Source organism: Pseudomonas sp. GW456-L12 (genome assembly GCF_059424045.1).
Genome location: NZ_JBWKZA010000010.1, coordinates 25,583 through 51,128, shown reverse-complemented (window position 1 = coordinate 51,128; position 25,546 = coordinate 25,583). Strand labels below are relative to the sequence as shown.

Annotated in this window: 17 protein-coding genes; 13 read left to right on the top strand and 4 right to left on the bottom strand. The window is 65.2% G+C overall.

Features of this window, described 5'->3' with window-relative positions; all coding sequences use genetic code 11:
- Window positions 1-188: 188 nt before the first annotated feature.
- The 3 genes from AC07Y9_RS15115 to AC07Y9_RS15105 form a co-directional block, all read right to left on the bottom strand.
- The gene (locus AC07Y9_RS15115; protein WP_053261382.1) at window positions 189-1,004 is read right to left on the bottom strand and encodes a molybdenum cofactor biosynthesis F family protein; all 816 of its coding nucleotides are present in this window, start codon (window positions 1,002-1,004) and stop codon (window positions 189-191) included.
- Window positions 1,005-1,095: 91 nt separating this feature from the next.
- The gene (locus AC07Y9_RS15110) at window positions 1,096-1,773 is read right to left on the bottom strand and encodes a helix-turn-helix transcriptional regulator (RefSeq protein WP_102681019.1); all 678 of its coding nucleotides are present in this window, start codon (window positions 1,771-1,773) and stop codon (window positions 1,096-1,098) included.
- A 266-nt stretch (window positions 1,774-2,039) separates the two neighbouring features.
- On the bottom strand, window positions 2,040-3,371 hold the full coding sequence (locus AC07Y9_RS15105) for an aspartate aminotransferase family protein (protein ID WP_102681018.1): 1,332 nt from the start codon (window positions 3,369-3,371) through the stop codon (window positions 2,040-2,042).
- Between the two features lie 435 nt (window positions 3,372-3,806).
- Here AC07Y9_RS15105 and AC07Y9_RS15100 point away from each other — a divergent pair, with 435 nt between their 5' ends.
- The 4 genes from AC07Y9_RS15100 (at window position 3,807) to feaR (ending at window position 8,686) form a co-directional block, all read left to right on the top strand.
- Window positions 3,807-5,294, top strand: a complete 1,488-nt coding sequence (locus tag AC07Y9_RS15100; RefSeq protein WP_102681017.1) for an aldehyde dehydrogenase family protein — start codon at window positions 3,807-3,809, stop codon at window positions 5,292-5,294.
- A 216-nt stretch (window positions 5,295-5,510) separates the two neighbouring features.
- Window positions 5,511-7,040 (top strand): APC family permease, encoded by a 1,530-nt coding sequence (locus AC07Y9_RS15095; protein WP_053261378.1) that lies wholly within the window; start codon window positions 5,511-5,513, stop codon window positions 7,038-7,040.
- Window positions 7,006-7,599 carry a DUF3156 family protein gene (locus tag AC07Y9_RS15090; protein WP_219735179.1) on the top strand — a complete coding sequence of 198 codons (594 nt, stop codon included), beginning with the start codon at window positions 7,006-7,008 and terminating at the stop codon, window positions 7,597-7,599. The genes AC07Y9_RS15095 and AC07Y9_RS15090 overlap by 35 nt, the downstream gene beginning before the upstream one ends.
- A gap of 148 nt (window positions 7,600-7,747) precedes the next feature.
- On the top strand, window positions 7,748-8,686 hold the full coding sequence (gene feaR / locus AC07Y9_RS15085) for a transcriptional regulator FeaR (protein WP_102681015.1): 939 nt from the start codon (window positions 7,748-7,750) through the stop codon (window positions 8,684-8,686).
- A gap of 7 nt (window positions 8,687-8,693) precedes the next feature.
- On the opposite strand, the gene AC07Y9_RS15080 is transcribed toward feaR, so the two are convergent.
- Window positions 8,694-9,497, bottom strand: a complete 804-nt coding sequence (locus AC07Y9_RS15080; RefSeq protein ID WP_087090785.1) for a helix-turn-helix transcriptional regulator — start codon at window positions 9,495-9,497, stop codon at window positions 8,694-8,696.
- Between the two features lie 231 nt (window positions 9,498-9,728).
- Between AC07Y9_RS15080 and AC07Y9_RS15075 the strand changes: the two genes are divergently transcribed.
- From AC07Y9_RS15075 to AC07Y9_RS15035, 9 genes are all read left to right on the top strand, one after another.
- Window positions 9,729-11,093, top strand: a complete 1,365-nt coding sequence (locus tag AC07Y9_RS15075; RefSeq protein ID WP_009044076.1) for an APC family permease — start codon at window positions 9,729-9,731, stop codon at window positions 11,091-11,093.
- A 9-nt stretch (window positions 11,094-11,102) separates the two neighbouring features.
- Window positions 11,103-12,206, top strand: coding sequence for a DmpA family aminopeptidase (locus tag AC07Y9_RS15070; protein ID WP_102681014.1), 1,104 nt, complete (start codon window positions 11,103-11,105; stop codon window positions 12,204-12,206).
- A 296-nt stretch (window positions 12,207-12,502) separates the two neighbouring features.
- Window positions 12,503-13,951: a serralysin family metalloprotease gene (locus AC07Y9_RS15065; protein WP_053261373.1), complete on the top strand. Its 1,449-nt coding sequence runs from the start codon at window positions 12,503-12,505 to the stop codon at window positions 13,949-13,951.
- A 105-nt stretch (window positions 13,952-14,056) separates the two neighbouring features.
- Window positions 14,057-14,440 (top strand): AprI/Inh family metalloprotease inhibitor, encoded by a 384-nt coding sequence (locus AC07Y9_RS15060; RefSeq protein WP_102681013.1) that lies wholly within the window; start codon window positions 14,057-14,059, stop codon window positions 14,438-14,440.
- 240 nt (window positions 14,441-14,680) lie between these two features.
- Window positions 14,681-16,498 carry a type I secretion system permease/ATPase gene (locus AC07Y9_RS15055; protein ID WP_102681012.1) on the top strand — a complete coding sequence of 606 codons (1,818 nt, stop codon included), beginning with the start codon at window positions 14,681-14,683 and terminating at the stop codon, window positions 16,496-16,498.
- Between the two features lie 14 nt (window positions 16,499-16,512).
- Entirely contained in the window at window positions 16,513-17,829 is a 1,317-nt protein-coding gene (locus tag AC07Y9_RS15050) for an HlyD family type I secretion periplasmic adaptor subunit (RefSeq protein WP_371858260.1), read from the top strand.
- A 2-nt stretch (window positions 17,830-17,831) separates the two neighbouring features.
- A complete protein-coding gene (locus tag AC07Y9_RS15045) occupies window positions 17,832-19,187 on the top strand; it encodes a TolC family outer membrane protein (RefSeq protein WP_102681011.1) in 1,356 nt (451 codons plus the stop codon).
- Window positions 19,188-19,259: 72 nt separating this feature from the next.
- A complete protein-coding gene (gene eprS / locus AC07Y9_RS15040) occupies window positions 19,260-22,247 on the top strand; it encodes an autotransporter serine peptidase EprS (RefSeq protein ID WP_102681010.1) in 2,988 nt (995 codons plus the stop codon).
- Between the two features lie 198 nt (window positions 22,248-22,445).
- Window positions 22,446-25,529 carry an autotransporter serine protease gene (locus tag AC07Y9_RS15035; RefSeq protein WP_102681009.1) on the top strand — a complete coding sequence of 1,028 codons (3,084 nt, stop codon included), beginning with the start codon at window positions 22,446-22,448 and terminating at the stop codon, window positions 25,527-25,529.
- The last annotated feature ends 17 nt before the right edge of the window (window positions 25,530-25,546 follow it).

Sequence of the window (25,546 nt, the reverse complement as noted above, 5' to 3'; positions counted from 1 at the left end):
ACAGGAACCAGTGTCTGGGTAGCCGCTGCCGAGCAACGCGAGGCTGCGATCGGCAACGCAGTTGCCGCGAAACCTGCGCTTGCGGTGTGTCAGGCAGAACGCGCTGCCCGGATTGCGACCGCTGCGTCGCAGTGCCGCCCGGATCGAACGCAGCCTCGCTGTCGCTCGGCAGCGGCTACAGGTCTGCATCAGACGTACGCGGTGCGGTTCAGCACATGGGCGAGGGCGCCCACCGGGAAGTTGCTGGGTGCGGCGAAGTCGCTGCCCTGGTAGCCGAAGATCTTGCCGTCGGTCCTGCCCGCTTGCAGGTCGATCAGCACCAGGCCCAGGGTCGGCACGATCTTTTCGCGCCAGACGAACAGGTACAGCTGTTCGGCGAGCTTGTAGTAATGGCAGCGGTCGGTGTCCGCCAGGCCCTGCTCGACGCCCTTGAGGCACTGCCAGCTGTAGAAGTTGCGGTTCAGGTAGACGTGCTCGTAGGCCTCGGTGGCGCTGTAGACGTACTGGTTGCGCAGGCCGACCAGCTCTTCGGTCAGCGCGTGTTGCGGGCTGCTGGCGGTCAGTGGCGTGTCGATGCTGCCGTGGATGAACTGGGCCTGGACGCTGGTCAGCTCGCGGCCGGACAGGGCGCGGCTGAACAGATCGACCCGGGTCTCGGCCTGGCTCGGCATCTGCCCGATCACTGCGGTGAAGATGTTCCGGCCCAGGTCGAGGATCAGGCTTACCGAGTGGATCTGGTGGTTCTCTGACTTGAGAAAGTCCACCAGGTAAATGCCGGAACGTATTGAGGTGGCTCGATAAGTTGTCTCGCCGCTGGCTTGGTTTTCAGTGTCCTGCCAATGCAGCGAGCGTGAGCCGAAAAGGTGTTCGATGCGCCAGCCATTGGCGAAATGCAGGGTCAGGCTGCGACCGTTGAGGTCATCCAGGCTGGGCAGGATATGGTTATCGGCGGCAAAACCTTCGGCCAGGGCGCCAACGGTAATCCATTCGGGTTGCAGGTTCATGAGGGCGGACCTTGTCGATGAGGGAGAACCTCATGTTCATCGCGCAAGCCGTTGTTGCCCATCAACCGAATGGTTGAGGCACGGCGGTTTTTTACAGGAACAGCGCGCTCACCAGCTCGGTGCGGTTGTTCACTCCGACCTTGCGGAACAGGTTGATCAGGTGGGTCTTGACCGTCGGCAGGCCCAGCGCCAGCTGTTGGGCGATGGTCTTGTTGCAGGCGCCGTCGCGCAGCAGTAAGGCGATCTGCCGTTCCCGGGGCGTAAGGGCCTGCAGGCGTTCGTCGTGGCGCGAATAGGGCGCCTGGGCGGCGATTTCCAACAGGCCTTGCAGCGCCTGCAGGGTGCTCAGTTCGTCTGGCCGGAACGGGCCCAGGCTGGCATCGCGCAGCAGGGACAGGCCGGCGATCGGGCTGCCACCGGCATTGCGCGCGAGGATTTCCACCACATCCAGCACCCCATGGCGTTGCAGGAAACCCTGGTAGACCTCGGTTTCATGCCGCCCCTGCTGGGCCATGCCCATGTGCAGCGACAGCACCGGGCGGCCCGCCGCCACGCAGTTGCGCGGCCGCAGCGGGTCGTAGTGCCGGTAGCGTTGCAGGTAGGCCTCATGCATCTGCGGGCTCATGTGGTACAGCGAGAAATGCTCGGCCTGTAGCTGCGCGTCAATGCGGTAGAAGGCGCACAGGGTCGCCGGCACCACCCGGGTAAAGGCGCTGATGCAGCGTTGGCCAAGCTGTTGGGCATCCGGCAGGGCGGTTGGCGTATGCATGGGATGGCTCCCTCTTCATGAACGGCCGGTAAAGAGGGCCGTAACCCTCTGATGCCACGGTATTTCAGACAGATCGCGAGCCCCGGTTTGCGGCCACTGCGTTGCCGATCGCAGCCTCGCGGGCTCGGCAGCGGCTACACGGACACTGCGTTCCTTGTAGCCGCTGCCGCAGGCTGCGAAAAGCCCCGCAGGGGCTTCCTGCGATCACGCAGACCGCGCTGATATCGGCTCCAGCGCGGTCCAGGCTCAAGGCTGCGGCGTCAGGCTCAACGGGCCTGGGTGAAACCCAGCTCCAGGGCAGCGACTATGGCGTCGATCTGCGGCGGCTGGATCACCAGCGGCGGTGACAGGATGATCTTGGTCCCCACCGGACGCACCATCACCCCGTTGTCGCGGGCGATTTGCGCCACTTGGTTGGCATAGCCGCCCATGGGGTCGATCGGCTCGCGGGTGCTCTTGTCGGCGACCAGGTCGAGGGCGATCATCAGGCCCTTGCCGCGCACTTCACCGACGCTGTCGAAGCGCTCGGCGAACGGCAGCAGCTTGTTCAGCATGTAGTCGCCCATCTTCGCGGCGTTGGCCGGCAGGTCTTCCTTGACCACGATGTCGAGGCTGGCCAGGGCCGCCGCGCAGGCCACCGGGTGCCCGGAGTAGGTGTAGCCGTGCATGATCGCGCCGGTGAAGTTGGCGTTTTTGCTGAACGCCGACTCGATCCGTTCGTTGACCACCGTGGCGCCCAGCGGGATGTAGCCGGAGGTGATGCCCTTGGCCAGGCACATGATGTCGGGCTTCACGCCCCACAGGCGGCTGCCGAACATCGAGCCGCTGCGACCGAAGCCGGTCACCACTTCGTCGGCGATCAGCAGCACGCCGTACTTGTCGCAGACCTCGCGGATCAGCGGCCAGTAGTTGGCCGGCGGCACTATCACGCCGCCAGCGCCCTGGATCGGCTCGGCGATAAAGGCCGCGACGGTGTCGGGGCTCTGGAACTGGATTTCCCGCTCGAGCAGGTCGGCGCAGATCTTGCCGAGTTCTTCCGGGTCCTGGCTGTAGGGGTTGCGGTACAGCCACGGGGTATCGACGTGGAAGCAACCCGGCAGCAGGGGCTCGTAGTTGCGCCGGAACACCGTGTTGCCGTTGACCGAAGCACCGCCGAAGTGGGTGCCGTGGTAGCCCTGGCGCAGCGAGATGAACTTGGTGCGGTCGGCCTGGCCTTCGAGCTTCCAGTACTGGCGGGCCAGTTTCAGCGCGGTCTCGATGGCATCCGAGCCGCCGGAGCTGAAGGCCACGCGGCGCATGCCCTCGGGCTCCAGCAGGTTAATCACCACCCGCGACAGCTCTTCGGCGCGCGGATGGCTGACGCCGTCGAACAGCTGGAAGTATTCCAGTTCGTCCAGCTGGGCGGTGATCGCCGCCTTCACTTCCTTGCGGTTGTGGCCGACGTTGACGTTCCACAACCCGGCGACGCCATCCACCAGTTGGTGGCCCTGGTCGTCGTACACGTAGCAGCCATCGCCACGGACAATGCGGATCGGCTCGCGTTGTTGCATTTCGTTGGGGTGCAGCATGGGATGCCAGAAACGGCTTGGTTCGCTCACGTTGAATCTCCTGAAAACGCACAGACAGCGTGGGACATAGTAGTGCGCCCTTTGCCGGATGCCTGCTTGCCTCTGTGTGCCAGGCATTTGACCGCCACTGCCATCGACCCGGCGTCCCGCGCATTGCCGATCTGCCTGTAAAAATGCGTTCGCAGGCTTGGCGACGGCTGCGCCGCCGATCGCAGGCTGCGCCAGCGGCTACCGGGCACACGGTGTTTTTGTAGCCGCTGCCGAGCCCGCGAGGCTGCGAACGGTTGCGAAGCAACCGCAAATACTGAGTCCGCGGTTTATCTGGATAGACGCGCCAGCGGCGGCAAAAGCGTGTGTCGCGGTTCCCTGGCAGCCAGTGGCAAGTTTCGCGGCAGCCAGGATCAAGACGCTGGCCGGCATTGGTCTCAGAGTTCGATCCATGAGGCCAACTAGCGAGGATTGCCCATGAGTATTGCCATCGACCCACGTGTCGCCGCCTTTATCGACAGCCAGCACGGCCTGTTGATCGACGGGCGCAGCCAGCCGGCCTTGTCCGGCGCGCAGATGCCGGTGTTCAACCCGGCCACCGGCGAAGAACTGACCCGCGTCGCCGCCGGTGCCGACGCCGATATCGACCTGGCCGTGGCCGCCGCGCGACGGGCCTTCGAGGGACCCTGGGCAGCGCAGCGTCCGGCGGATCGCGAGCGCCTGCTGTTGAAGCTGGCCGATCTGCTGGAAGCGCACGGCGAAGAGCTGGCGCAGCTGGAAACCCTCAACAACGGCCAGTCGATCCACCTGGCCCGGGCCCTGGAAGTCGGCGCCGCCGCCGAGTTCACCCGCTACATGGCGGGCTGGGCGACCAAGATCGAAGGCAAGAGCCTGGACCTGTCCATCGCCGCCGTCCCGGGCGCGCGGTACCGCGCCTATACGGTGCCGGAGCCGGTGGGCGTGGTCGGCGCCATCGTGCCGTGGAATTTCCCGCTGCTGATGGCCATCTGGAAAATCGTCCCGGCCCTGGCCTGCGGCTGCACCGTGGTGCTCAAGCCGGCCGATGAAACCCCGCTGACCGCCTTGCGCCTGGGCCAGCTGTGCCTGGACGCCGGGATCGCCCCGGGGGTGGTCAACGTGGTCACCGGCAGCGGCGCCCAGGCCGGTGCTGCCCTGGCCGCGCACAAAGGCATCGACAAGCTGGCCTTCACCGGCTCGACCCAGATCGGCAAGGTCATCGGCCATGCGGCGGTGGACAACATGACCCGGTTTTCCCTGGAGCTGGGCGGCAAGTCGCCGGTGATCGTGCTCGATGACTGCGACCCGCAGGCCGCGGCCGCCGGTGCCGCCGGGGCGATCTTCTTCAACCAGGGCCAGGTCTGTACCGCCGGTTCGCGGCTGTATATCCAGCGGGCGATCTTCGACCAGGTGCTGGAGCGTTTGTCGGCCATCGCCGGCTCCCTGAGCATCGGCCCCGGGCTTGACGAACAGGCGCAGATCAACCCGCTGATTTCCGCCAAGCAGCAGAAGCGCGTGCTGGACATGATCGACCAGGGCGTGGCCGACGGCGCCCGGGTGCTGTGCGGCGGGGTCGCCTATGGCGAGCAGGGCTTCTACGTGCGCCCGACGGTATTGGCCGACGTGCACGCGGGCATGCAGGTGGTGCGCGAGGAAATCTTCGGCCCGGTGGTGGTGGCCACGCCATTCGACGAAATCGACGAGGTGGTGGCGCTGGCCAACGACAATCAGTACGGGCTGGGGGCGAGCATCTGGTCCAACGACCTGGCGAAGGTCATGGACCTGATCCCGCGGATTAAGGCCGGTACGGTCTGGGTCAACACCCACAATATGCTCGACCCGTCGATGCCGTTTGGCGGCTACAAGCAATCGGGCATCGGCCGCGAGATGGGCCACGCGGCGATAGAGGCGTATACCGAGAACAAGTCGGTGTGCATCGCGTTCTGATCCTGTAGCCGCTGCCGCAGGCTGCGATCGCGCCCGCAGGGTGCGCAAGATCTCAAGATCGCCGAAGGCCTTCGGCCTTATCGCAGCCTGCGGCAGCGGCTACAGTCGGATGCAACCGGCCAGGCTGCGCAGACAGCCAGGTAAAACACGCCCGCCCGGCGTGCCCTTGAAATGCCTAGAACAACAACATCACCCATGCTTTCGAGGTCCAGCACCATGTCTTTCAACGACAGACTCACCCGCCACCTGAACCAGGGCGTGGTCGGCTTTCCCACGGCCCTGGCCAGCGCCGTCGGCCTGATCATGGCCAGCCCGGTGATCCTCACCGCCACCACCGGCTTCGGCATCGGCGGCGGGGCGTTCGCCGCGGCCATGCTGATCGCCATGCTGATGATGCTCGCGCAATCGACGACCTTCGCCGAAGCGGCCTGCATGATCCCCACCACCGGCTCGGTGTACGACTACCTGGCCTGCGGCCTGGGGCGCTTCTTCGCAATCACCGGGACCATATCCGCCTACCTGATCGTGCATGTGTTCGCCGGCACGGCGGAAACCATCCTCAGCGGCGTCATGGCCCTGGTGAACTTCGAGTCCCTCAACACCCTGCTGGAACAGAGCGGCAGCGCCTGGCTGGTGGGTGTCGGGCTGGTGATCTTCTTCGGCCTGCTGAACGCCGTGGGCATCACCGCGTTCAGCCGCGCCGAGGTGATCCTGACTTTCGGCATGTGGACCACCCTGATCATCTTCGGCGTGGTCGGGGTGTTCAAGGCGCCGGCGGTGGAACTGAGCGGCTGGTTTGGCGAATCGATGGTCGGCACCGACCTGACCACCATCCTCTCGCTGGTGGGCATGGCCATGTTCATGTTCGTCGGGTGCGAGTTCGTCACCCCGCTGACGCCGGAGGTGCGCAAGGCGGCGAAAACCATTCCCCGGGCCATGGCCCTGGGCCTGGTGGGGGTAGCCACCTGCATGTTCATCTATGGCGCGGCGATGAAGCGCCAGGTGGCGAACATTGCGCTGAACGAAGACGGCAGCGTGCACCTGCTGGACACGCCCATGGCCATCCCGCAGTTCGCCGAGCAGGTGATGGGGCCCTACGGGCGGATCTGGCTGGGCGTCGGCCTGCTGTTCGCCGGGGCGGCGACCATCAACACGCTGATGGCCGGATTGCCGCGCATTCTCTACGGCATGGCGCTGGACGGCGCGCTGCCCAAGGCCTTCACCTACCTGCACCCGCGCTTCAAGACGCCGCTGCTGTGCATCGCCGTGGCGGTATTGATCCCATGCCTGCACGCCTGGTGGCTGGGCGGCAGCACCGACAACATCATGCACCTGGTGCTGGCCGCGGTCTGTGCCTGGAGCACCGCCTACCTGCTGGTGACCCTGGCGGTGGTGGTGCTGCGCATCCGGCGCCCGGACCTGCCGCGGGCCTACAAGTCGCCCTGGTTCCCGCTGCCGCAGATCGTCTCGTCCATCGGCATCCTCCTGGGCATGTGGTTCATCACGCCGCCGGGCATGAATCCGCGGGACATCTACGTGCCCTTTGGCAGCATGCTCGGCCTGACGGCGATCTATGCGCTGGTCTGGACGGTCTTCGTGCAGAAGGTCAACCCGTTCCGCCCGGTGCCGGTGGAGGAGGTGCTGGAAAACGCCTTCAACCTGCAATCCCCCACTGAAACCCAAGCGCAGACCCTGCCTGGAGCCAAGCCCGATGAGCAGTACAAGCTGGCGGCAAAACCTCTCTGAGTTCTGGCGGCGGCCACCCTCGGGCTATCGCCCGGGGGTGACCCTGAACCAGTTGCGTCGCGACCTGCCGGGGCTCGACTGTGCGCCGCAGGCGCCCGGGCTGGTGCGGTTCACCTGGACCGAGGAGGGTTGGGACTTCGAGGTCGAGGAGCTGCCACAGGCGCAGTTCCTGATGCACCTGGTGGTTTGCGAGTTTCGCCTGCGGGTTCCCGGTTCGCCGGGGCCGCAGGCACAGATCGACATTCGCCATACCGGCGCGATCCGCCGCCAGGGCGTCGCCGCCGGCCTGAAGCAGGGCGCGCAGGATGAGTGGGCGGGGCTGTTGCAGCAGTTGCACAGCGACCCGCAGCTACTGGCGGCGTTGCTGCCGCTGGACTTCAAGCGCCTGCAATTGCAGCGCGACGAGCAGGGCTGGCGGGTGCGCCTGGAGCATTTCGGCGCCAGCGAGGTGGTCAACCGGCTGCCCGGCTTCCGCCGTTATATCCGCCTGAGCGCCGAGCAACGCGGCGCCTTGCTGGCAACGTTCAAGCGCCTGCATTCACTGCTGCGCGATCACTGAACTATTCCTACCCGCGCTGGCACAACCCGTGCTTAGGCTATAACGGACTATCCATTGCGCCGCGCTTCCTTGCCCGGCAAATAGATAACATGTTAATGATATCGCCATAACAACAAAGGCGGTCTCAGCCGGCTTCTGGAGGTGCACAGTGCTTGCTTCGCAAAGTTTCGGTTCCTGGATCGGCGCATTACAGGAGGTTTGCGGTCGCTTCGACGCCCGCCAGGCGTTGAACTCGGCGTTGTTCATCGGCGAAGTCGGCTTGCGCGACTACGCCGGCCTCGAGGTGGCGCAGATCCGCACCAATGCCGGACTGATCTCGCGCAAAGGCACCAGCGTCGATCATGAAGACGACCGGCACTGTTTTCTGATCATGCAGCGCAGCGGCCATGCCCAGATCAGCCAGGGCGGCGAGCGCATCGAACTGGCACCGGGGGAAATGGCCTTGCTGGACTCCGCCGGGGCCTGCGAAATCGTCCCCCACGGGCTGATCGAACATGCCTCCCTGCACCTATCCCGCGACGAGGTGTATCGCCATCTGCCGGCGCAGCAGCGCAAGTTCGGCAAGCTCTCGCAGCAGTGCGCCAGTGGCCGCTTGATGCGCCTGCTGGTGGAACAGATCTGCGGTGAGCCATTGCCAGGTTGCGCCGACCCGCAGGAAGGCCAGGCGTTGCAGGAAGCGCTGATCGCCTTGCTCGGCCCGACCCTGCGCCAGACGCCCAGCGCCCATCTCGACGGCTACGACAGCCAGCACGGCGGTTGCCTGGGCAGCCAGGCCCGGCAGTTGATCAACCAATCCCTCACCGAGCCCAGCCTGACCCCGGTGTCACTGGCCAGCCAGATGAATATCTCGGTGCGCCAGCTGTACCGGCTGTTCGAAGAGCAGGGCGACAGCGTCTGCCGTTTCATCCAGCGCGCGCGCCTCGACCGCAGCGCGGCGGACCTGAGCAACCCGCGCCTGCGCCACGCGTCGATCACCGAGATTGCCTTCAAGTGGGGGTTCACCGACTCGGCGCACTTCAGCCGTACCTTCAAGAAGCATTTCGAGCAGTCGCCGCGGGATTACCGCGCCCGTTCGCTGAACGCCTGAGCAGCCCTCAGGGGTTTTCCAGGTCGTGCCCCAGGGACTGGATGAACAGCGAGAACAGCTCCGGCTGTGAGGAGATGTCCAGCTTGGCGTAGAGATGGCGCCGGTGCACCTTGATGGTGTCCGGCGAGATCTTCAGCCGCTCGGCCATGGCCTTGGAGGAGAACCCACGCAGGATCAGCCGGGCGATTTCCACTTCCCGATCCGACAGCACGCCGCAGCCGAAATGGCTCAGGGCGTCGCGGATCTGGCTGGCCATTTCTTCCGCGGCGGGCGCTGACGGGCGTTGGTGACTTTGCTGCCAATGCTGCTGCATCAACGGCAGGACCCAGGCCGAGAAGGTGGTGAGCTGGCCGATCTCCTCGGCGCTGAACGGTCGCTGCATGCCCAGCGACAGGGACAGGGTGCCGGTCTCCGGGATCTGCAGGATGAACTGCAGTTCGTCCTCCAGCACGTTGTCGTGGAAGTAGCTGGAGAAGTACTCGGTCTGGCGGAAATGGTCCGGCGCCACTTCCTCCAGGCGGTACAGGCCGTTGGGATAACCCTCGCGGCAGGCCTGGAAAAACGGGTCCAGCAGGTACAGGCCATTGAGGTAGGTGAGCATCGACGCCGGCTTGTCCGAGGGCTCGGCGTCGTATTCCTCGAGGGCGATGGGCAGGCCGTTGCGCGGGTAGAAGATCGCCAGGGCGTTATCGAACGGCAAGGCCTGGTGCAGCAACAGCACCAGTTGCTTCCAGAAGCGCTCGCCGCCGATCTGCGAGAGGGTGCGGCCGAGTCCGGCATGCATGCCGATTTCCCTGAACAGAGTGATCAAATAGGTGGCTCCGCGTCGATGCCGCTGTGGTCTGGCGGGTTGCTTTCTCGCCAGGTGGCAGCAAGGTTTCGGCGATTTGCCCGGCGACGTCAAGGGGGAGTACTCCAATAGGGGAATTGGCCCTGTACCCCCGGCTGCCTAAAGTGGCCTCCATCAAGTGCGCCCCAGAGCGCATCCACCCGACGTTCTTCGTTTCTGCCTCAAACCAAAAATAACCACGAGGATAACGACATGAGCTCTCCCTGCGCGCCGCAAGGCGCCCTGAAACCCACGCTGAGCGTGTTCGATGTGGTGGCCATTACCGTGTCGGGCGTGACCCCGGCCAGTTCGGTCTTCGTCATCGCCCCGTTCGCCATTCACCAGGCCGGCAGCGGGGTGTTCCTGGCCTTTGTCATGGCGGGGCTGCTGGCGCTGATGTTCGCCTTCTGCTACGCCGAGCTGGGCCGCGCCCACAACAGCGCCGGCGGCGAGTATGTGTACGCCAAGCGGGTGTTCGGCGGCATGGCCGGGTACGCGACCTTTCTCACGGTGCTGGTGATGTTGCTGTTCATCCCGCCGGTGCTGGCCACCGGCGCGGCGACTTACCTGAACAATGCCCTGGGCACGCGCTTCGATTCGCAGACCGTGGCCCTGGTGATCGTTATCTGCAGCTATGCGCTGGGCATCCTCAACATCAAGCTGAATGCCTGGATCACCGGCACCTGCCTGCTGCTGGAAATTGCCGCGTTGCTGGTGATCGTGTTCCTGGGCTTTGGCAATGCCTCGCAGCCGGCGAGCATCCTGCTGCAACCGCAGATCGTCGAAAACGGCGTATTGCACATGGCGCCCTGGGCCCTGGTGATCGGCGCGGTAGGCATCGGCCTGTTTTCCTACAACGGTTACGGCCCGGCGGTGCTGCTGGCCGAAGACATGAAATGCAAGGGGCAGGGCGTGCACAAGGCGGTGCTCTGGTCGCTGGTGCTGGTGGTGATCATCGAACTGGTGCCGTTGACCGCGCTATTGATCGGCGCGCCGTCCCTCAGCGCCATGCTCGAAAGTCCCGACCCCATCGGCTACCTGCTCACCAGCCACGGCAACGAAACCCTGTCGCGAGTGGTCAGCGCCGGGATCTTCCTCTCGGTGTTCAACGCCATCGTCGCCATCGTGATCCAGATTGGCCGGGTAGTGTTCTCCAGCGGCCGCGATGCCTTGTGGACGCCGGGCATCAACCGTCTGTTCACGCGGATTCATCCGCGCTGGGACTCGCCGTGGCTGGCCACGCTGTTCCTGGCCATTCCCTCGGCGGTGCTCAGTTTCAGCTCGAACCTGGCCGACCTGACCTCGTTCAGCGTGCTGCTGATCATGCTGGTGTACCTGATCGTCGCCCTCAGCGCGCTGATGAGCCGGGTGCTGCTGCGCGACCGCGCCCACCCGTACCGCATGCCGCTGTGGCCGTTGCCGGCGCTGCTGGCGGTGATCGGCGCCGGGTATCTGTTGTTCAATCTGTTCCTGGACGCTTCGCTCAGGGACATCATGGTGATCGTCGGCCTGCTGGCGCTGTCGGTGATCCTGTATGGCACCAACGGCCGGTTCAGCCCGGCGTTCCAGAAACTCTAAGGAGAAGTCATGCGCGCACGTCAATTGGGGATCAGCCTGGGCCTGGGTACTCCCGGCCCCTTCAATGCCATCACCGACGTTCCGGGGGTACGGGTGGGCCACAGCACCCTCAGGACCACGGTCGACGGTAAGCAGGTACGTACCGGGGTGACCCTGATCCAGCCCCGCGAGGGCTTTGCCCGGCTGCAACCCTGTTTCGCCGGCTGCCATGTGCTCAACGGTAACGGCGATGCCACCGGCCTGGAGTGGATCCGCGAAGCGGGCCTGCTGACCACGCCGCTGGCCATCACCAACACCCACAGCGTCGGCGTGGTGCGCGACGCACTGATCGCCGAGGAGCACGCAAGCCTGGCGGACCCCGCGGAATACTGGTGCATGCCGGTGGTGATGGAGACCTATGACGGCCTGCTCAACGATATCTGGGGCCAGCATGTCGGCCCGCAGCAGGTGCGCGAGGCGCTGGCCAATGCCGAGTCCGGACCGGTGCGCGAGGGCGCGGTGGGCGGCGGCACCGGCATGATCTGCCATGAGTTCAAGGGCGGGATCGGCACGGCTTCGCGCCAGGTGCCGGGGGAGCAGGGCGGCTACACGGTCGGCGCGCTGGTGCAGGCCAACCACGGCAAGCGCGAGGAGTTGCGGGTCGACGGCTACCCGGTGGGGCGACAACTGAGCGGCATCCCGTCGCCTTTCGCCCGGCGCGGTACGCCGGGCATGGGCTCGATCGTGGTGATCCTGGCCACCGACGCGCCTTTGTTGCCGCACCAGTGCCAACGCCTGGCGCAGCGCGCGTCCATCGGCATCGCCCGCACCGGCGGCGGCACCGAGGACTCCAGCGGCGATATCTTCCTGGCCTTCGCCACCGGCAACCGCGACCTGCCGCCTTCCGCCTACGGGCGCCAGGGCGTGCCTTTCAGCACACCCCTGGCGATGCTCAACAACGATTACATCTCGGCCCTGTTCAGCGCCGCCGCCGAAGCGGTGGAGGAGGCCATCGTCAACGCCTTGCTGGCGGGCGAGCCGATGACCGCGGACAGTGGCGCGAGCGTTCCGGCGCTGACCGGGGAAACCCTGCTGCAAGCGATGAAACTAACTGGATGGAACAAACTTGCATGAACTAAAAACTGCGACGTAGTCGGCAAAACTATCTGTACTGTTATTTAATATTTAAATTCGAGATTGTCCGACAATTATCAACGGGTATTGAAGCTTAAAGAATATTTCGACTCACCAGTCATTGTTTTCGGGAGTTTGCTGGAACAGCGAAAATCAGGCGTCAAAAAGTAGTGGACGCCTGATTTCAAATTGTGTCAGGTTGCTTACGCCCGGATAGGGCGAGTGATAGGACGATCTCGCCAGGGATTGTCGCTATCGGACAAAAACTGTTCCATTGATTACAAGGAAGTGTGTTTATGTCGAAAGTTAAAGCGAAAGCTATTGTGACCGCCGAACAAGAACTCGTGCCCTTGGCCGCGGCAAGTTCGGCTTACAACCAGATCAATAGCTTCAGCCATCAGTATGACCGGGGTGGCAATCTGACGGTCAATGGCAAACCCTCCTACTCGGTCGATCAGGCAGCCACCCAGCTGCTGCGCGACGGTGCCGCGTACCAGGATCTCAACGGCAACGGCAAGATCGAACTGACCTATACCTTCCTGACCTCGGCGTCCTCGAGCACCATGTACAAGCATGGCATCTCCGGGTTCAGCCAGTTCAACGCCCAGCAGAAAGCCCAGGCCGCGCTGGCCATGCAATCCTGGGCCGACGTGGCCAATGTCACCTTCACCGAAAAGGCTTCCGGTGGTGACGGTCACATGACCTTCGGCAACTACAGCGGCGGCCAGGACGGCGCGGCGGCCTTCGCCTACCTGCCGGGCACCGGTGCTGGCTACGACGGTACGTCCTGGTACCTGATCAACAGCAGCTACACCCAGAACAAGGCCCCCGATCTGAACAACTACGGCCGGCAGACGCTGACCCACGAGATCGGCCACACCCTGGGCCTGGCCCACCCTGGCGACTACAACGCCGGGAACGGCAACCCGACCTACAACGACGCGACCTATGGAGAGGATACGCGCGGCTACAGCATCATGAGCTACTGGAGCGAAAGCAACACCGACCAGAACTTCAGCAAGGCTGGCGTCGAAGCCTATTCGTCCGGCCCGCTGATGGACGATATCGCGGCGATCCAGAAGCTCTACGGGGCCAACACCACCACCCGTACCGGCGACACCACCTACGGCTTCAACTCCAATACCGGGCGCGACTTCCTCAGCGCCAGTTCGTCGGCCGACAAGCTGGTGTTCTCGGTATGGGACGCGGGCGGCAAGGACACCCTGGACTTCTCCGGTTTTACCCAAAACCAGAAGATCAACCTCAATGATGCCTCGTTCTCCGACGTTGGCGGCATGGTGGGTAACGTGTCCATCGCCAAGGGCGCGATCATCGAGAACGCCATCGGCGGTTCGGGCAGCGACCTGCTGATCGGCAACAAGGTGGCCAACGAGCTCAAGGGCGGTGCCGGCAACGACATCCTCTACGGTGCCGGCGGTGCGGACAAACTCTGGGGTGGCGCGGGTGCCGACACCTTCGTCTTCGGCGCGAGCTCGGACTCCGCTCCGGGTGCGGCCGACCAGATCCTGGATTTTGTCAGCGGCCTGGACAAGATCGATCTGACCGGTATCACCAAGGGCGCCGGGCTGCACTTCGTGAACGCATTCACCGGTAACGCCGGCGACGCGATCCTCAGCACCTCGGCTGGCAACAGCACCTTGTCGGTGGACTTCTCCGGGCACGGCGTGGCGGACTTCCTGGTCAGCACCGTCGGCCAGGCGGCCTATACCGACATCGTCGCCTGAGTCATTGCGGTAAGGTAAAAGAAGGAGGGTGGCGCCCAGGCGTCGCCCTCTGACCTTGCATTGACTGGCGAACTGCCTGAGGCTGTGGCCCGGAGCTAACCCCCTATGATTCGAACTGCCTTGATCGCTAAGGCCGGCGCGTACCTGATCGCAACACTGATGATGTTTTATGGAGAGACAAGCATGGCAAGCAGCCTGAGATTGGCGGACCCCGCGGAACTGGCCGGGCACTGGCAACTGTCGCAGCCGGCGCAACCTGCCAACCACTGTGCCCTGGACCTCGAGCAGAACGGCACCCTGGGTGCCGGCGCCGAGTGTTTTTCCGCCTGGCTGGGCGATGCGGCCATTGGCTGGTTTCCCGAGCCGGACGGTATTGCCGTGACGGGCAAAGAGGGTTCGAAGATCATCTTTCTAAGTCGCCAGAAAGAAGGCTTATATCAAGGCACTTTGAAATCAGGCATCACGATTATATTGCAGCGCGCACCCTGAGTTATCGCGGCTGTATGCATCTTTAAATGTATCTGTATGGATAAGCGTATAAGGCAGTGCCATATACGCGATGTCCTTCGTTCGATTAAAGACAACTAAATAACTAGAACTCCGTTTCGTCTGACGGTAGAGTTCTTTCGCCTGTCCGCCGCAATAAATCCAATAATGTCCCGACTCAAGTACGGGCGGTTTATTTGTCCTGCGCCCCTGGCACGGGATATTACAGCTCAGGAAAGACCAATGAAGATGGCGAAGACCACTGCACCGCTGTTCAAGGCACTGGGCGATTACAAAGGCATTCTGATCAGCGTCGGGTGTTTCACCGCCCTGATCAACGTGCTGATGCTGGTCCCCTCGATCTACATGCTCCAGGTCTACGACCGGGTACTTTCCTCGCAGAACGAAACCACCCTGGCGATGCTGTCGCTGATGGTGGTCGGGTTCTTCGCGTTCATCGGCCTGCTGGAGGTGGTGCGCAGCTTCATCGTCATTCGCATCGGCAGCCAGCTGGAGCGGCGTTTCAACCTGCGGGTCTACCAGGCGGCGTTCGAGCGCAACCTGTTTCGCGGCGAAGGCCACGCCGGGCAGTCCTTGGGCGACCTGACCCATATCCGTCAGTTCGTCACCGGTCCTGCGCTGTTCGCCTTCTTCGACGCGCCCTGGTTCCCCATCTACCTGTTCGTGATCTTCCTGTTCAATACCTGGCTGGGGGTGTTCGCCACCGCGGGCGCGGTATTGCTGATCGCCCTGGCGTACCTCAACGAGGCCATGACCAAGAAGCCCCTGGGCGAGGCCAGCGGTTATTCGCAGAAATCCACGCAACTGGCCACCAGCCACCTGCACAATGCCGAGACCATCCAGGCCATGGGCATGCTTGGCGCGCTGCGCAAGCGCTGGTTCGAGGTGCATTCGCGTTTTCTCGGCCTGCAGAACCAGGCCAGCGACACTGGTGCGGTCATCAGCTCGCTGAGCAAGACCCTGCGCCTGTGCCTGCAATCGCTGGTGCTGGGCCTGGGGGCCTTGCTGGTGATCAAGGGCGACATGACCGCCGGGATGATGATCGCCGGCTCGATCCTGATGGGCCGGGTGCTGAGTCCGATCGACCAGTTGATCGCCGTCTGGAAGCAGTGGAGTTCCGCCAAGCTGGCCTACCAGCGCCTGGACTCGCTGCTGCAGGCCTTCCCGCCGAGCGACACGGCGATGTCGCTGCCGGCGCCCAAGGGCCAGGTGAGCTTCGAGCAGGTCAGCGCCGGCCCGCCGGGCAAGCGCATGGCGACCTTGCAGCAGGTCAGTTTCAACCTCGGGGCGGGGGAGGTGCTGGGGGTGCTCGGCGCTTCCGGCTCCGGCAAATCCACCCTGGCCCGGGTGCTGGTGGGCGTATGGCCGACCCTGGCCGGCACGGTGCGTCTGGACGGCGCCGACATCCATCGCTGGAACCGCAACGAACTGGGGCCTCACATCGGTTATCTGCCCCAGGACATCGAGCTGTTTTCCGGGAGCATCGCCGAGAACATCGCGCGCTTTCAGGAGGCCGACCCGCAGCAGGTGGTGCAGGCCGCGCAACAGGCCGGCGTGCACGAACTGATCCTGCGCCTGCCCCAGGGCTACGACACCCTGCTGGGCGATGACGGCAGCGGCCTGTCCGGCGGCCAGAAGCAGCGCGTGGCCCTGGCCCGGGCGCTGTATGGCCAGCCGCGCCTGGTGGTGCTCGACGAGCCGAACTCCAACCTCGACACCGTGGGCGAAAGCGCCCTGGCGTCGGCCATCGCGCAGATGAAGGCCCAGGGCACCAGCGTGATCCTGGTCACCCATCGTTCCTCGGCGCTGGCCCAGGCCGACAAGCTGCTGGTGCTCAACGAAGGGCGCCTGCAGGCCTTCGGCCCGAGCCAGGAAGTGCTCAAGGCGCTGTCCAGTGGTGCCCAGGCACAACACCAAAACCAGGCCCATACCCAAAACCAGGAACAGCAGCAGCGGGAAAAAACCTCGGCCCCGACGGCCCCGGGCGGCTTGAGCATGAGCCGCCAGTATCAGGCCCCGACACGGAACCCAGGCGCATGAGCAAGGACAGCGAAATGATGATCGAACAAGGTTACGCGCCGGAGCGTCCCGAGCGCGATGCGCGGTTTTTCGCGCGCATGGGCTGGGTCCTGGCGCTGGCCGGCGCCGGCAGCTTTTTTCTCTGGGCGGCCTTGGCGCCGCTGGACCAGGGCATCCCGGTGCAAGGCACGGTGGTGGTCTCGGGCAAGCGCAAGGCCGTGCAATCCATGAGCGGCGGGGTGGTCAGCCGGATCCTGGTGCGCGAAGGCGAGGCGGTGAAGCAGGGCCAGCCGCTGTTCCGCCTGGACCAGACCCAGGTCGAAGCCGACGTACAGTCGCTGCAGGCGCAGTACCGCATGGCCTGGGCCAGCCTGGCGCGCTGGCAGAGCGAGCGGGACAACCTCAAGCAGGTGAATTTCCCCGAGGCCCTGAGCGCCGATCCCGATCCACGCCTGGCCCTGGTGCTGGAAGGCCAGCGGCAACTGTTCAGCAGCCGCCGCGAAGCCTTCGCCCGCGAGCAGGCCGGGATCCGCGCCAATATCGAAGGCGCCACCGCGCAACTGGCCGGGATGCGCCGCGCGCGTACCGACCTCAACAACCAGGCCGAGTCCCTGCGCCAGCAACTGGCCAACCTGCAACCCCTGGCGGATAACGGCTACATTCCGCGCAACCGCCTGATGGAGTACCAGCGCCAGCTGTCCCAGGTGCAGCAGGAACTGGCGCAGAACACCGGTGAAAGCGGGCGGGTGGAGCAGGGCATTCTCGAGTCGCGGCTCAAGTTGCAGCAGCACGGCGAGGAATACCAGAAGGAAGTGCGCAGCCAGTTGGCCGAAGCCCAGCTGAAAAGCCTGACCCTGGAACAGCAGCTGACCTCGGCGGGTTTCGACCTGCAGCACAGCGAAATCCTCGCGCCGGCCGACGGCATCGCGGTCAACCTCGGGGTGCACACCGAAGGCGCCGTGGTGCGCCCCGGGGAAAACCTGCTGGAGATCGTGCCCCAGGGCACTCGCCTGGAAGTGGAAGGGCACCTGCCGGTGAACCTGATCGACAAGGTCGGCAGCCACCTGCCGGTGGACATCCTGTTCACCGCCTTTAATCAGAGCCGCACGCCGCGGGTGTCCGGCGAGGTCAGCCTGATCTCCGCCGACCAGATGGTCGATGAAAAGACCGGGGTGCCGTACTACGTGCTGCGCAGCAGCGTCAGCGACCAGGCCATGGAAAAGCTCAACGGCCTGGTGATCAAGCCGGGCATGCCGGCGGAGATGTTCGTCCGTACCGGCGAGCGCTCGCTGCTCAACTACCTGTTCAAACCCCTGCTCGACCGGGCGGGTTCCGCATTGACCGAGGAATAAGGATGTTCCGTCGCATGAGTCAGTTTTCCATCTTCGGAGCCACAGTCGCTTTACTGGTATGCACCCACGCCCAGGCCATGGGGCCGTTCCAGGTCTATGAACAGGCCCTGCGCAACGACCCGGTGTTCCTCGGCGCGATCAAGGAGCGCGATGCCGGCCTGGAGAACCGCATCATCGGCCGCGCCGGGCTGTTGCCGAAACTCAACTACAGCTACAACAAGGGCCGCAACAACTCCCAGGCCACCGTGCCCGACGGCCGCGGCGGCACCAGCCACGATGACCGCAACTACGACAGCTACGGCTCGACCTTCACCCTGCAACAGCCGCTGATCGACTACGAGGCCTATGCCTCCTACCGCAAGGGCGTGGCCCAGGCGCTGTTCGCCGACGAGAACTTTCGCGGCAAGAGCCAGGAACTGCTGGTGCGGGTGCTGACCTACTACACCCAGGCGCTGTTCGCCCAGGATCAGATCGAGATCGCCCAGGCCAAGAAGAAGGCTTTCGAGCAGCAGTTCCAGCAGAACGAGCACATGTTTCGCCAGGGCGAGGGCACCCGCACCGACATCCTCGAAGCGGAGTCGCGCTACGAGCTGGCCACCGCCGAGGAGATCGAAGCCCGCGACGAGCAGGACGCGGCGCTGCGCGAACTGGGCGCGCTGATCGGCGTGCCGACCGTGGACATCCGCGAACTCGACCCGCTGCGCGAGCGCTTCGAGTCTTTCACCCTGTCGCCCGCCAACTACGACGCTTGGCATGAGCTGGCGATCAGCAACAACCCGAACCTGGCCTCCCAGCGCCAGGCCGTGGAAGTGGCGCGTTACGAGATCGAGCGCAACCGCGCCGGCCATCTGCCGCGGCTCAGCGCCTATGCCACCTCGCGCCGGGTCGAGTCGGAAAGCGGCAACACCTACAACCAGCGCTACGACACCAACACCATCGGCATCGAAATCAGCATGCCGCTGTACGCCGGTGGCGGTGTCTCGGCGGCCACCCGCCAGGCCAGCCGCACCATGGAACAAGCCGAGTACGAGCTGGATTCGCAGACCCGCACCACCCTGATCGAACTGCGGCGCCAGTTCAGCGCCTGCCTGTCCGGGGTCAGCAAGCTGCGGGCTTATCAGAAGGCGCTGACCTCGGCCGAGGCCCTGGTGATCTCGACCAAACAAAGCATCCTCGGCGGCGAACGGGTCAACCTCGACGCGCTGAACGCCGAACAGCAGCTGTACACCACGCGCCGCGACCTGGCGCAGGCCCGTTACGACTATTTGATGGCCTGGACCAAGTTGCACTACTACGCAGGCACCCTGCGTGAAGACGACCTGGCCCGGGTCGACGAAGCCTTCAGGCCCGGCTCATGAACTGACAAAAAGGCGGCCGCGGGCGGCCCGACCTGACATTTTCGACAAAAACAAAAAACGAGAAGTCATCACATGGATAGACGCTTTTATCAGCTCAAGGCGCTGAGTCGCCGCTCGTTGCTCGCTTGCTCCACGCTGTCGGCGGTAGCACTGCCGGGCATGGCCCAGGCGCAGTACCAGGAAACCGGCCAGTTGGGGGTGCCGGCCAGCTGGCAATCGGCCGAATACACCCAGGACTGGGGCCTGGAGCGCATGCGCGCCAGCTCCGCCTATGCCGCCGGCATCACCGGCAGCGGGGTGAAGATCGGTGCCCTCGACTCGGGCTTCGACGCCAGCCATGGCGAAGCCTCGCCCGAGCGCTTCCACGGGGTCACCGCCACCGGCACCTATGTCGATGGCACGCCGTTCAGCGTCTCCGGGGTGCTCAACGGCAACAACGACAGCCATGGCACCCATGTCACCGGCACCATGGGCGCGGCCCGCGACGGCGTTGGCATGCACGGCGTGGCCTTCAATGCCCAGGTCTACGTGGGCAACACCAACAAGAACGACAGCTTCCTGTTCGGCCCGACCCCGGACCCGCAGTATTTCAAGGCGGTGTACGGCGCCCTGGCGGATGCCGGAGTGCGCGCCATCAACAACAGCTGGGGCAGCCAGCCGCCGGGTGTCAGCTACCAGACCCTGGGCGACTTGCACGCCGCCTATGCCCAGCACTATGGCCAGGTCACCTGGCTGGACGCGGCGGCCGAGGTCTCGCGCCAGGGTGTGGTCAACGTGTTCAGCGCCGGCAACAGCGGTTACGCCAACGCCAGCGTGCGCGCGGCGCTGCCGTACTTCCAGCCGGAGCTGGAAGGCCACTGGCTGGCGGTGTCCGGCCTGGATGCGAACAACCAGCAGCGCTACAACCAGTGCGGCATCGCCAAGTACTGGTGCGTGGCGGCGCCCGGGCGGCTGATCTCCAGCACCGTGCCCGGCGGCGGTTACGCCACCAAGTCCGGCACCTCGATGGCCGCGCCCCATGCCACGGGCGCGCTGGCCCTGGTGATGGAGCGTTATCCCTACCTGAATAACCAGCAGGCCCTGGAGGTGCTGCTGACCACCGCCACCCAGCTGGACGGTTCGATCACCGAGGCGCCCACCAACCTGGTCGGCTGGGGCGTGCCCAACCTGGAGCGGGCCATGCACGGTCCCGGGCAGTTGCTGGGATCGTTCGACGCCAACCTGGGTGCCGGGCAGGGCGATGTCTGGAGCAACGACATCTCGGACAAGGCGCTGTTGCAGCGCCAGGGCGAGGACGCCGCCGAACACGCGGCCTGGCAACAGACCCTGAAGGACAAGGGCTGGGAAAACGGCCTCGGCGCCGGCGCCAGCCAGCAGGACAAGACCGACTACGCCGTCGGCATGGCCCGTGACGCGGCCGCCGCGCAGCGGGTGTACGAGGGCAGCCTGGTCAAGTCCGGCGCTGGCTGGCTGGTGCTCAGCGGCAACAACAGCTATCGCGGGGCGACCACGGTCAATGGCGGCTTGCTGACAGTCAATGGCTCACTGGCCTCCAGTGTCACGGTCAATGACGGCGGCACCCTCGGCGGTTCCGGACGGATCGGCGCGCTGCTGGCCAACAGCGGCGCCACCGTGGCGCCGGGCAACTCCATCGGCACCTTGCAGGTGGCGGGGGACGTGACCTTCCAGCCGGGCTCGACCTATGCCGTGGAGCTGTCGCCCACCAGCAGCGACCGCATCGTCGCTGGCGGCAAGGCCACCCTCAACGGCGCCGGGGTCACCCTGGCCCTGGAAAACAGCCCGCAGTTGCTCAGCCTGCAACAGACGCAAAGCCTGATCGGCAGCCAGTACCAGATCCTCCAGGCGGCGAACGGCATCGACGGCCGCTTCGGCTCGGTGGAGCCGAACTACCTGTTCCTCGGCGGCAGCCTCGATTATTCGGCCAGCGGCGTACAGCTGAGCATCGGGCGTAACGCCACCTCGTTCGCCAGTGTCGGCCTGACCCCGAACCAGCGCTCGGTGGCCGCCGCCGCCGAGCAACTGGGGGCCGGTAACCCGGTGTATGAAAGCCTGCTGCGCTCGCCGAGCGCCGGCGTGGCGCAACAGGCGTTCCAGCAGCTGTCCGGGGAAATCTACCCGGCGCTGGGCTCGATGCTGCTCAACGACAGCCGTCAGCTGCGCGATGCGGTCGGCGAGCGTCTGCAGGTCCCGGGCGCGGTGGTGCAGAGCGAGGGCAACCTCTGGCTCAAGGTGCTGGGCGCCTGGGGCAAGAACGACGGCAGCCACGACACCGAGGGCTACAACACGTCCATCGGCGGGTTGCTGCTGGGGGCTGATGGCGCGCTCAGCGACAGCACGCGCCTGGGCGCCTTCGCCGGCTACAGCGACAGCTCCCTGAGCATGGGCGGCGGCACCCATTCCAAGGCCTCGGTGGACAGCTATCACCTGGGCACCTACCTCGGCCACGAGCTGGGCGCCTGGCGCCTGAGCGCGGGCGCGGCCCACAGCTGGCATCGCGCCGACGTCAAGCGCGACCTGCAGTTCGGCGAAGTCAGCGGCAAGCAGAAAGCCAAGGTCGATGCCCGCACCAGCCAGGTCTTCGGCGAGGCGGCTTATCGCCTCGACCTGCCGGCGCTGGCCCTGGAACCGTTCGCCAACCTGGCCTACGTGCACCTGCACCGCGACAGCTTCAGCGAGAAGGGCGACGCCGCGGCGTTGAAAGGCGGCAGCGACAGTCGTGAAGCCGCACTCAGTACCCTCGGCCTGCGCGCCCTGAAAAGCCTCGAGCTGTCCGGGCAAACCCGCCTGGACCTTTCCGGCTCCCTGGGCTGGCAGCACAACCTGAGCAATACCCGGGCCGAGGAACACCTGGCCTTTGCTTCCGGCGGCACGCCGTTCAGCGTCGAAAGCACCTCGCTGCCGCGCAATGCCGCGCTGGTCGGCGCCCATGCCAGCCTGGCGCTGAGCCGGGACCTGCGCCTGAGCCTGGATTACAACGGCCAGCTGGCCAGCCGTGAGAAGAACCACGGGGCGGGGCTGAGCCTGAACTGGCAGTTCTGACCCGGCTTTTGACAGCGCCATGTCGATGCAAGGTCGCGTCGACACGGCAGCCGCTATCGGTACAGCACGGCTCGCCGTTGGCGGGCCGGCTGTTCGGTAAAACCACCCGCGCCGGGTCTGGCGCGGCGTTTCCTCTAGCAAGGCAACTATTTCCAGCAAGGCAACTATTTCTAAGCAAGGCAACTAAGGAAGGTACCGATGAAATACAGATTTACGGGGGCTGCTCCGGCGGCCAACAGCCTGGTGCGCGCCTCCTGCGGCGCTTTGATCTGTGGCCTGGCCGTGGCGGGTAACGCCCAGGCCGCGCCTTATGTCGAAAGCGGCCAGCCGGGCGATCCCGGCAGTTGGCGCAGTGCCGAGTTCAACGCCGAATGGGGCCTGGGGGCGATCCATGCCGAGCAGGCCTATGCCGCCGGTTATACCGGCAAGGGCGTCAAGCTGGGGATCTTCGACCAGCCGGTGTATGCCCAGCACCCGGAATTCAGCGGCAGCAACAAGGTGATCACTCTCGTCACCAGCGGCATCCGCGAATACACCGACCCCTACATTCCGGTCAAAGCCGGCGATGCCTTCCGTTATGACGGCACGCCCTCGGTGGGCTCAGACGGCAAGCTCGGCTCCCACGGCACCCACGTCGGCGGGATCGCCGCCGGTAGCCGCGACGGCGGGCCGATGCATGGCGTGGCCTTCGATGCGCAGATCATCAGCGCCGAAAACGGCGACCCGGGCCCCGAGGACGGGATCATTCTCGGTAACGACGGCGCGGTCTACCGGGCCGGCTGGGATGCCCTGGTGAACAGCGGTGCGCGGATCATCAACAACAGCTGGGGCATCGGCATCACCGACCGCTTCGACCAGGGTGGTCGCGACCCGGCCTTTCCGCATTTCACCGTGCAGGACGCGCAGTTGCAGTTCGACCAGATCCAGCCGCTGCTGGGCACCCGCCAGGGTGGCGCCTACAGCGGGGCGATCGACGCAGCTCGCGGTGGCGTGCTGACCATCTTCGCCGCCGGCAACGACTACAACCTGAACAACCCGGACGCCATCGCCGGCCTGGCCTATTTCGTGCCGGAAATCGCGCCGAACTGGATGACGGTGGCGGCCTTGCAGAAGAACCCGGACACCGCCAGCCCCAATCCCTACACCCTCAGCACCTTCTCCTCGCGCTGCGGCTACACCGCGAGCTTCTGCGTCTCGGCGCCGGGTACGCGGATCTACAGCGCGGTGATCGGCGGCACCAACCTGGACGACATGACCATCGGCTACGCCAACAAGAGCGGCACCTCGATGGCCGCGCCCCATGTGGCGGGCGCGGCGGCGGTGCTGATGGAGCGCTTTCCCTACATGAGCGCTTCGCAGATCGCCACGGTGCTCAGGACCACCGCCACCGACATGGGCGATCCGGGCATCGACGCGCTGTACGGCTGGGGCATGATCAACCTGCAAAAGGGCATCGACGGCCCGGGCATGTTCGTCACCGAAGCGGACATTCCCCAGGAGTTCCGTGTCGAAGGCGCCTACGGCTCCGGCCAGTTCGTCGTCGACCTGCCCGGCATCGGCGCCGTGGTGGATGCCGGCAAACCCACCGAGCGCCTGTGCACTGGCCTGTCTTGCGGCCTGGATGTCTGGCGCAACGACATTTCCGGACACGGCGGCCTGACCAAGCAGGGCATCGGCACCCTGGTGCTGACCGGCAACAACAGCTACAGCGGCCCGACCCTGGTCAATCAGGGACGCCTGGCCATCAATGGTTCGCTGTCCTCGGCGGTGACGGTCAATGATAGCGGCATCCTCGGCGGCAACGGGCGCATCGCCGCGCTGACCGCCAACCGCGGCGGTACCGTGGCACCGGGCAACTCGATCGGCACCTTGCAGGTGGCGGGCGACGTGACCCTGCAACCGGGTTCGACCTACGCGGTGGAGCTGTCGCCCACCAGCAGCGACCAGATCGTCGCTGGCGGCAAGGCCACCGTCGAAGGGGCCAACGTGACCCTGGCCCTGGAGAACAGCCCGACCCTGCTCAGCGCCAGCGAAGCGCGGAGCCTGCTGGGCCGGCAATACAACATCCTGCAGGCGGCCGGTGGCATCGACGGTCGTTTCGGTTCGGTGGCGCCGAACTACCTGTTCATAGGTGGCAGCCTCGATTACTCGGCCACCGGCGTGCAGTTACAGGTCGCACGTAACGCCACGTCCTTCAGCGACGTCGGCCTGACCCCGAACCAGCGTTCCGTGGCGGCCGCCGCCGAGCGACTGGGGGCGGGCAATCCGGTGTACGAAAGCCTGCTGCTGTCGGAGAACGCCGCCAGCGCGCAACAAGCCTTCCAGCAATTGACCGGGGAGATCCATCCGGCCATCGGCACGCTGCTGATCAACGACAGCCGCCAGCTGCGCGATGCGGTGGGCGACCGTCTGCGTCAGGACGGCCTGCTCGATTCGTCGGCGCCCGCGGCCAGCGACAACAATGTGTGGTTCAAGGTGCTGGGGGCCTGGGGCAAGGCCGACGGCGGTTATGACCATGCCAACTACAACACTTCGATCGGCGGCCTGCTCGCCGGGGTCGATGGCTTGATCGCCGAAGACACTCGTCTCGGCCTGTTCACCGGCTACAGCGACAGTTCCCTGAGCATGGGCGACGGCACCCATTCCCAGGCAGAGGTGGACAGCTATCACCTGGGTGCCTACCTGGGCCATCAACTGGATGCCGTGCGCCTGAGCGTCGGCGGTTCCTACAGCTGGCATCGCATCGATGTGAAGCGCGACCTGCAATACGGCGAGTTCTCCGACCGGCAAAAGGTCAAGCGTGACGCCCAGACCGCTCAGCTGTTCACCGAAGCGGCGTGGCAAGTGGCGCTGCCGGGCGTGGCGCTGGAGCCCTTCGTCAACCTGGCCTACGTGCATGTGGGCAGCGACAGCTTCCGCGAAAAAGGCGGGGCTACCGCACTGCGCAGTGGCGATGACAACCGCGACGCGGTGCTCTCGACCCTCGGCCTGCGGGCCAGCAAACGCTTCGCCCTGTCCGATGCCCGGCAGCTGGAACTGGCCGGCACCCTCGGCTGGCAGCACAACCTGAGCGATACCAATTCGGATCAGCACCTGGCTTTTGCCAATGGTGGTTCGTTCAACATACAGAGCGTTGCGCTGGACCGTAACGCCGCTGTGGTCGGGGCTCGCGCCGGCCTGTTGCTGGGGCGCGATACCCGGGTAAACCTGGACTACAACGGCCTGCTGGGTTCTCGGGACAAGAGTCACGGGGTCGGCCTGACCCTGGACTGGCAGTTCTGAGGCCTGCGGGCCAATGA

Excerpts from the sequence above, each read along its gene's own strand:
- AC07Y9_RS15115 (WP_053261382.1), bottom strand. The coding sequence starts at position 1,004 with ATGAACCTGCAACCCGAATGGATTACCGTTGGCGCCCTGGCCGAAGGT.
- AC07Y9_RS15110 (WP_102681019.1), bottom strand. The coding sequence starts at position 1,773 with ATGCATACGCCAACCGCCCTGCCGGATGCCCAACAGCTTGGCCAACGC.
- AC07Y9_RS15100 (WP_102681017.1), top strand. The coding sequence starts at position 3,807 with ATGAGTATTGCCATCGACCCACGTGTCGCCGCCTTTATCGACAGCCAG.
- AC07Y9_RS15095 (WP_053261378.1), top strand. The coding sequence starts at position 5,511 with ATGTCTTTCAACGACAGACTCACCCGCCACCTGAACCAGGGCGTGGTC.
- AC07Y9_RS15090 (WP_219735179.1), top strand. The coding sequence starts at position 7,006 with ATGAGCAGTACAAGCTGGCGGCAAAACCTCTCTGAGTTCTGGCGGCGG.
- AC07Y9_RS15075 (WP_009044076.1), top strand. The coding sequence starts at position 9,729 with ATGAGCTCTCCCTGCGCGCCGCAAGGCGCCCTGAAACCCACGCTGAGC.
- AC07Y9_RS15070 (WP_102681014.1), top strand. The coding sequence starts at position 11,103 with ATGCGCGCACGTCAATTGGGGATCAGCCTGGGCCTGGGTACTCCCGGC.
- AC07Y9_RS15065 (WP_053261373.1), top strand. The coding sequence starts at position 12,503 with ATGTCGAAAGTTAAAGCGAAAGCTATTGTGACCGCCGAACAAGAACTC.
- AC07Y9_RS15060 (WP_102681013.1), top strand. The coding sequence starts at position 14,057 with ATGATTCGAACTGCCTTGATCGCTAAGGCCGGCGCGTACCTGATCGCA.
- AC07Y9_RS15055 (WP_102681012.1), top strand. The coding sequence starts at position 14,681 with ATGAAGATGGCGAAGACCACTGCACCGCTGTTCAAGGCACTGGGCGAT.
- AC07Y9_RS15050 (WP_371858260.1), top strand. The coding sequence starts at position 16,513 with ATGATGATCGAACAAGGTTACGCGCCGGAGCGTCCCGAGCGCGATGCG.
- AC07Y9_RS15045 (WP_102681011.1), top strand. The coding sequence starts at position 17,832 with ATGTTCCGTCGCATGAGTCAGTTTTCCATCTTCGGAGCCACAGTCGCT.
- eprS (WP_102681010.1), top strand. The coding sequence starts at position 19,260 with ATGGATAGACGCTTTTATCAGCTCAAGGCGCTGAGTCGCCGCTCGTTG.
- AC07Y9_RS15035 (WP_102681009.1), top strand. The coding sequence starts at position 22,446 with ATGAAATACAGATTTACGGGGGCTGCTCCGGCGGCCAACAGCCTGGTG.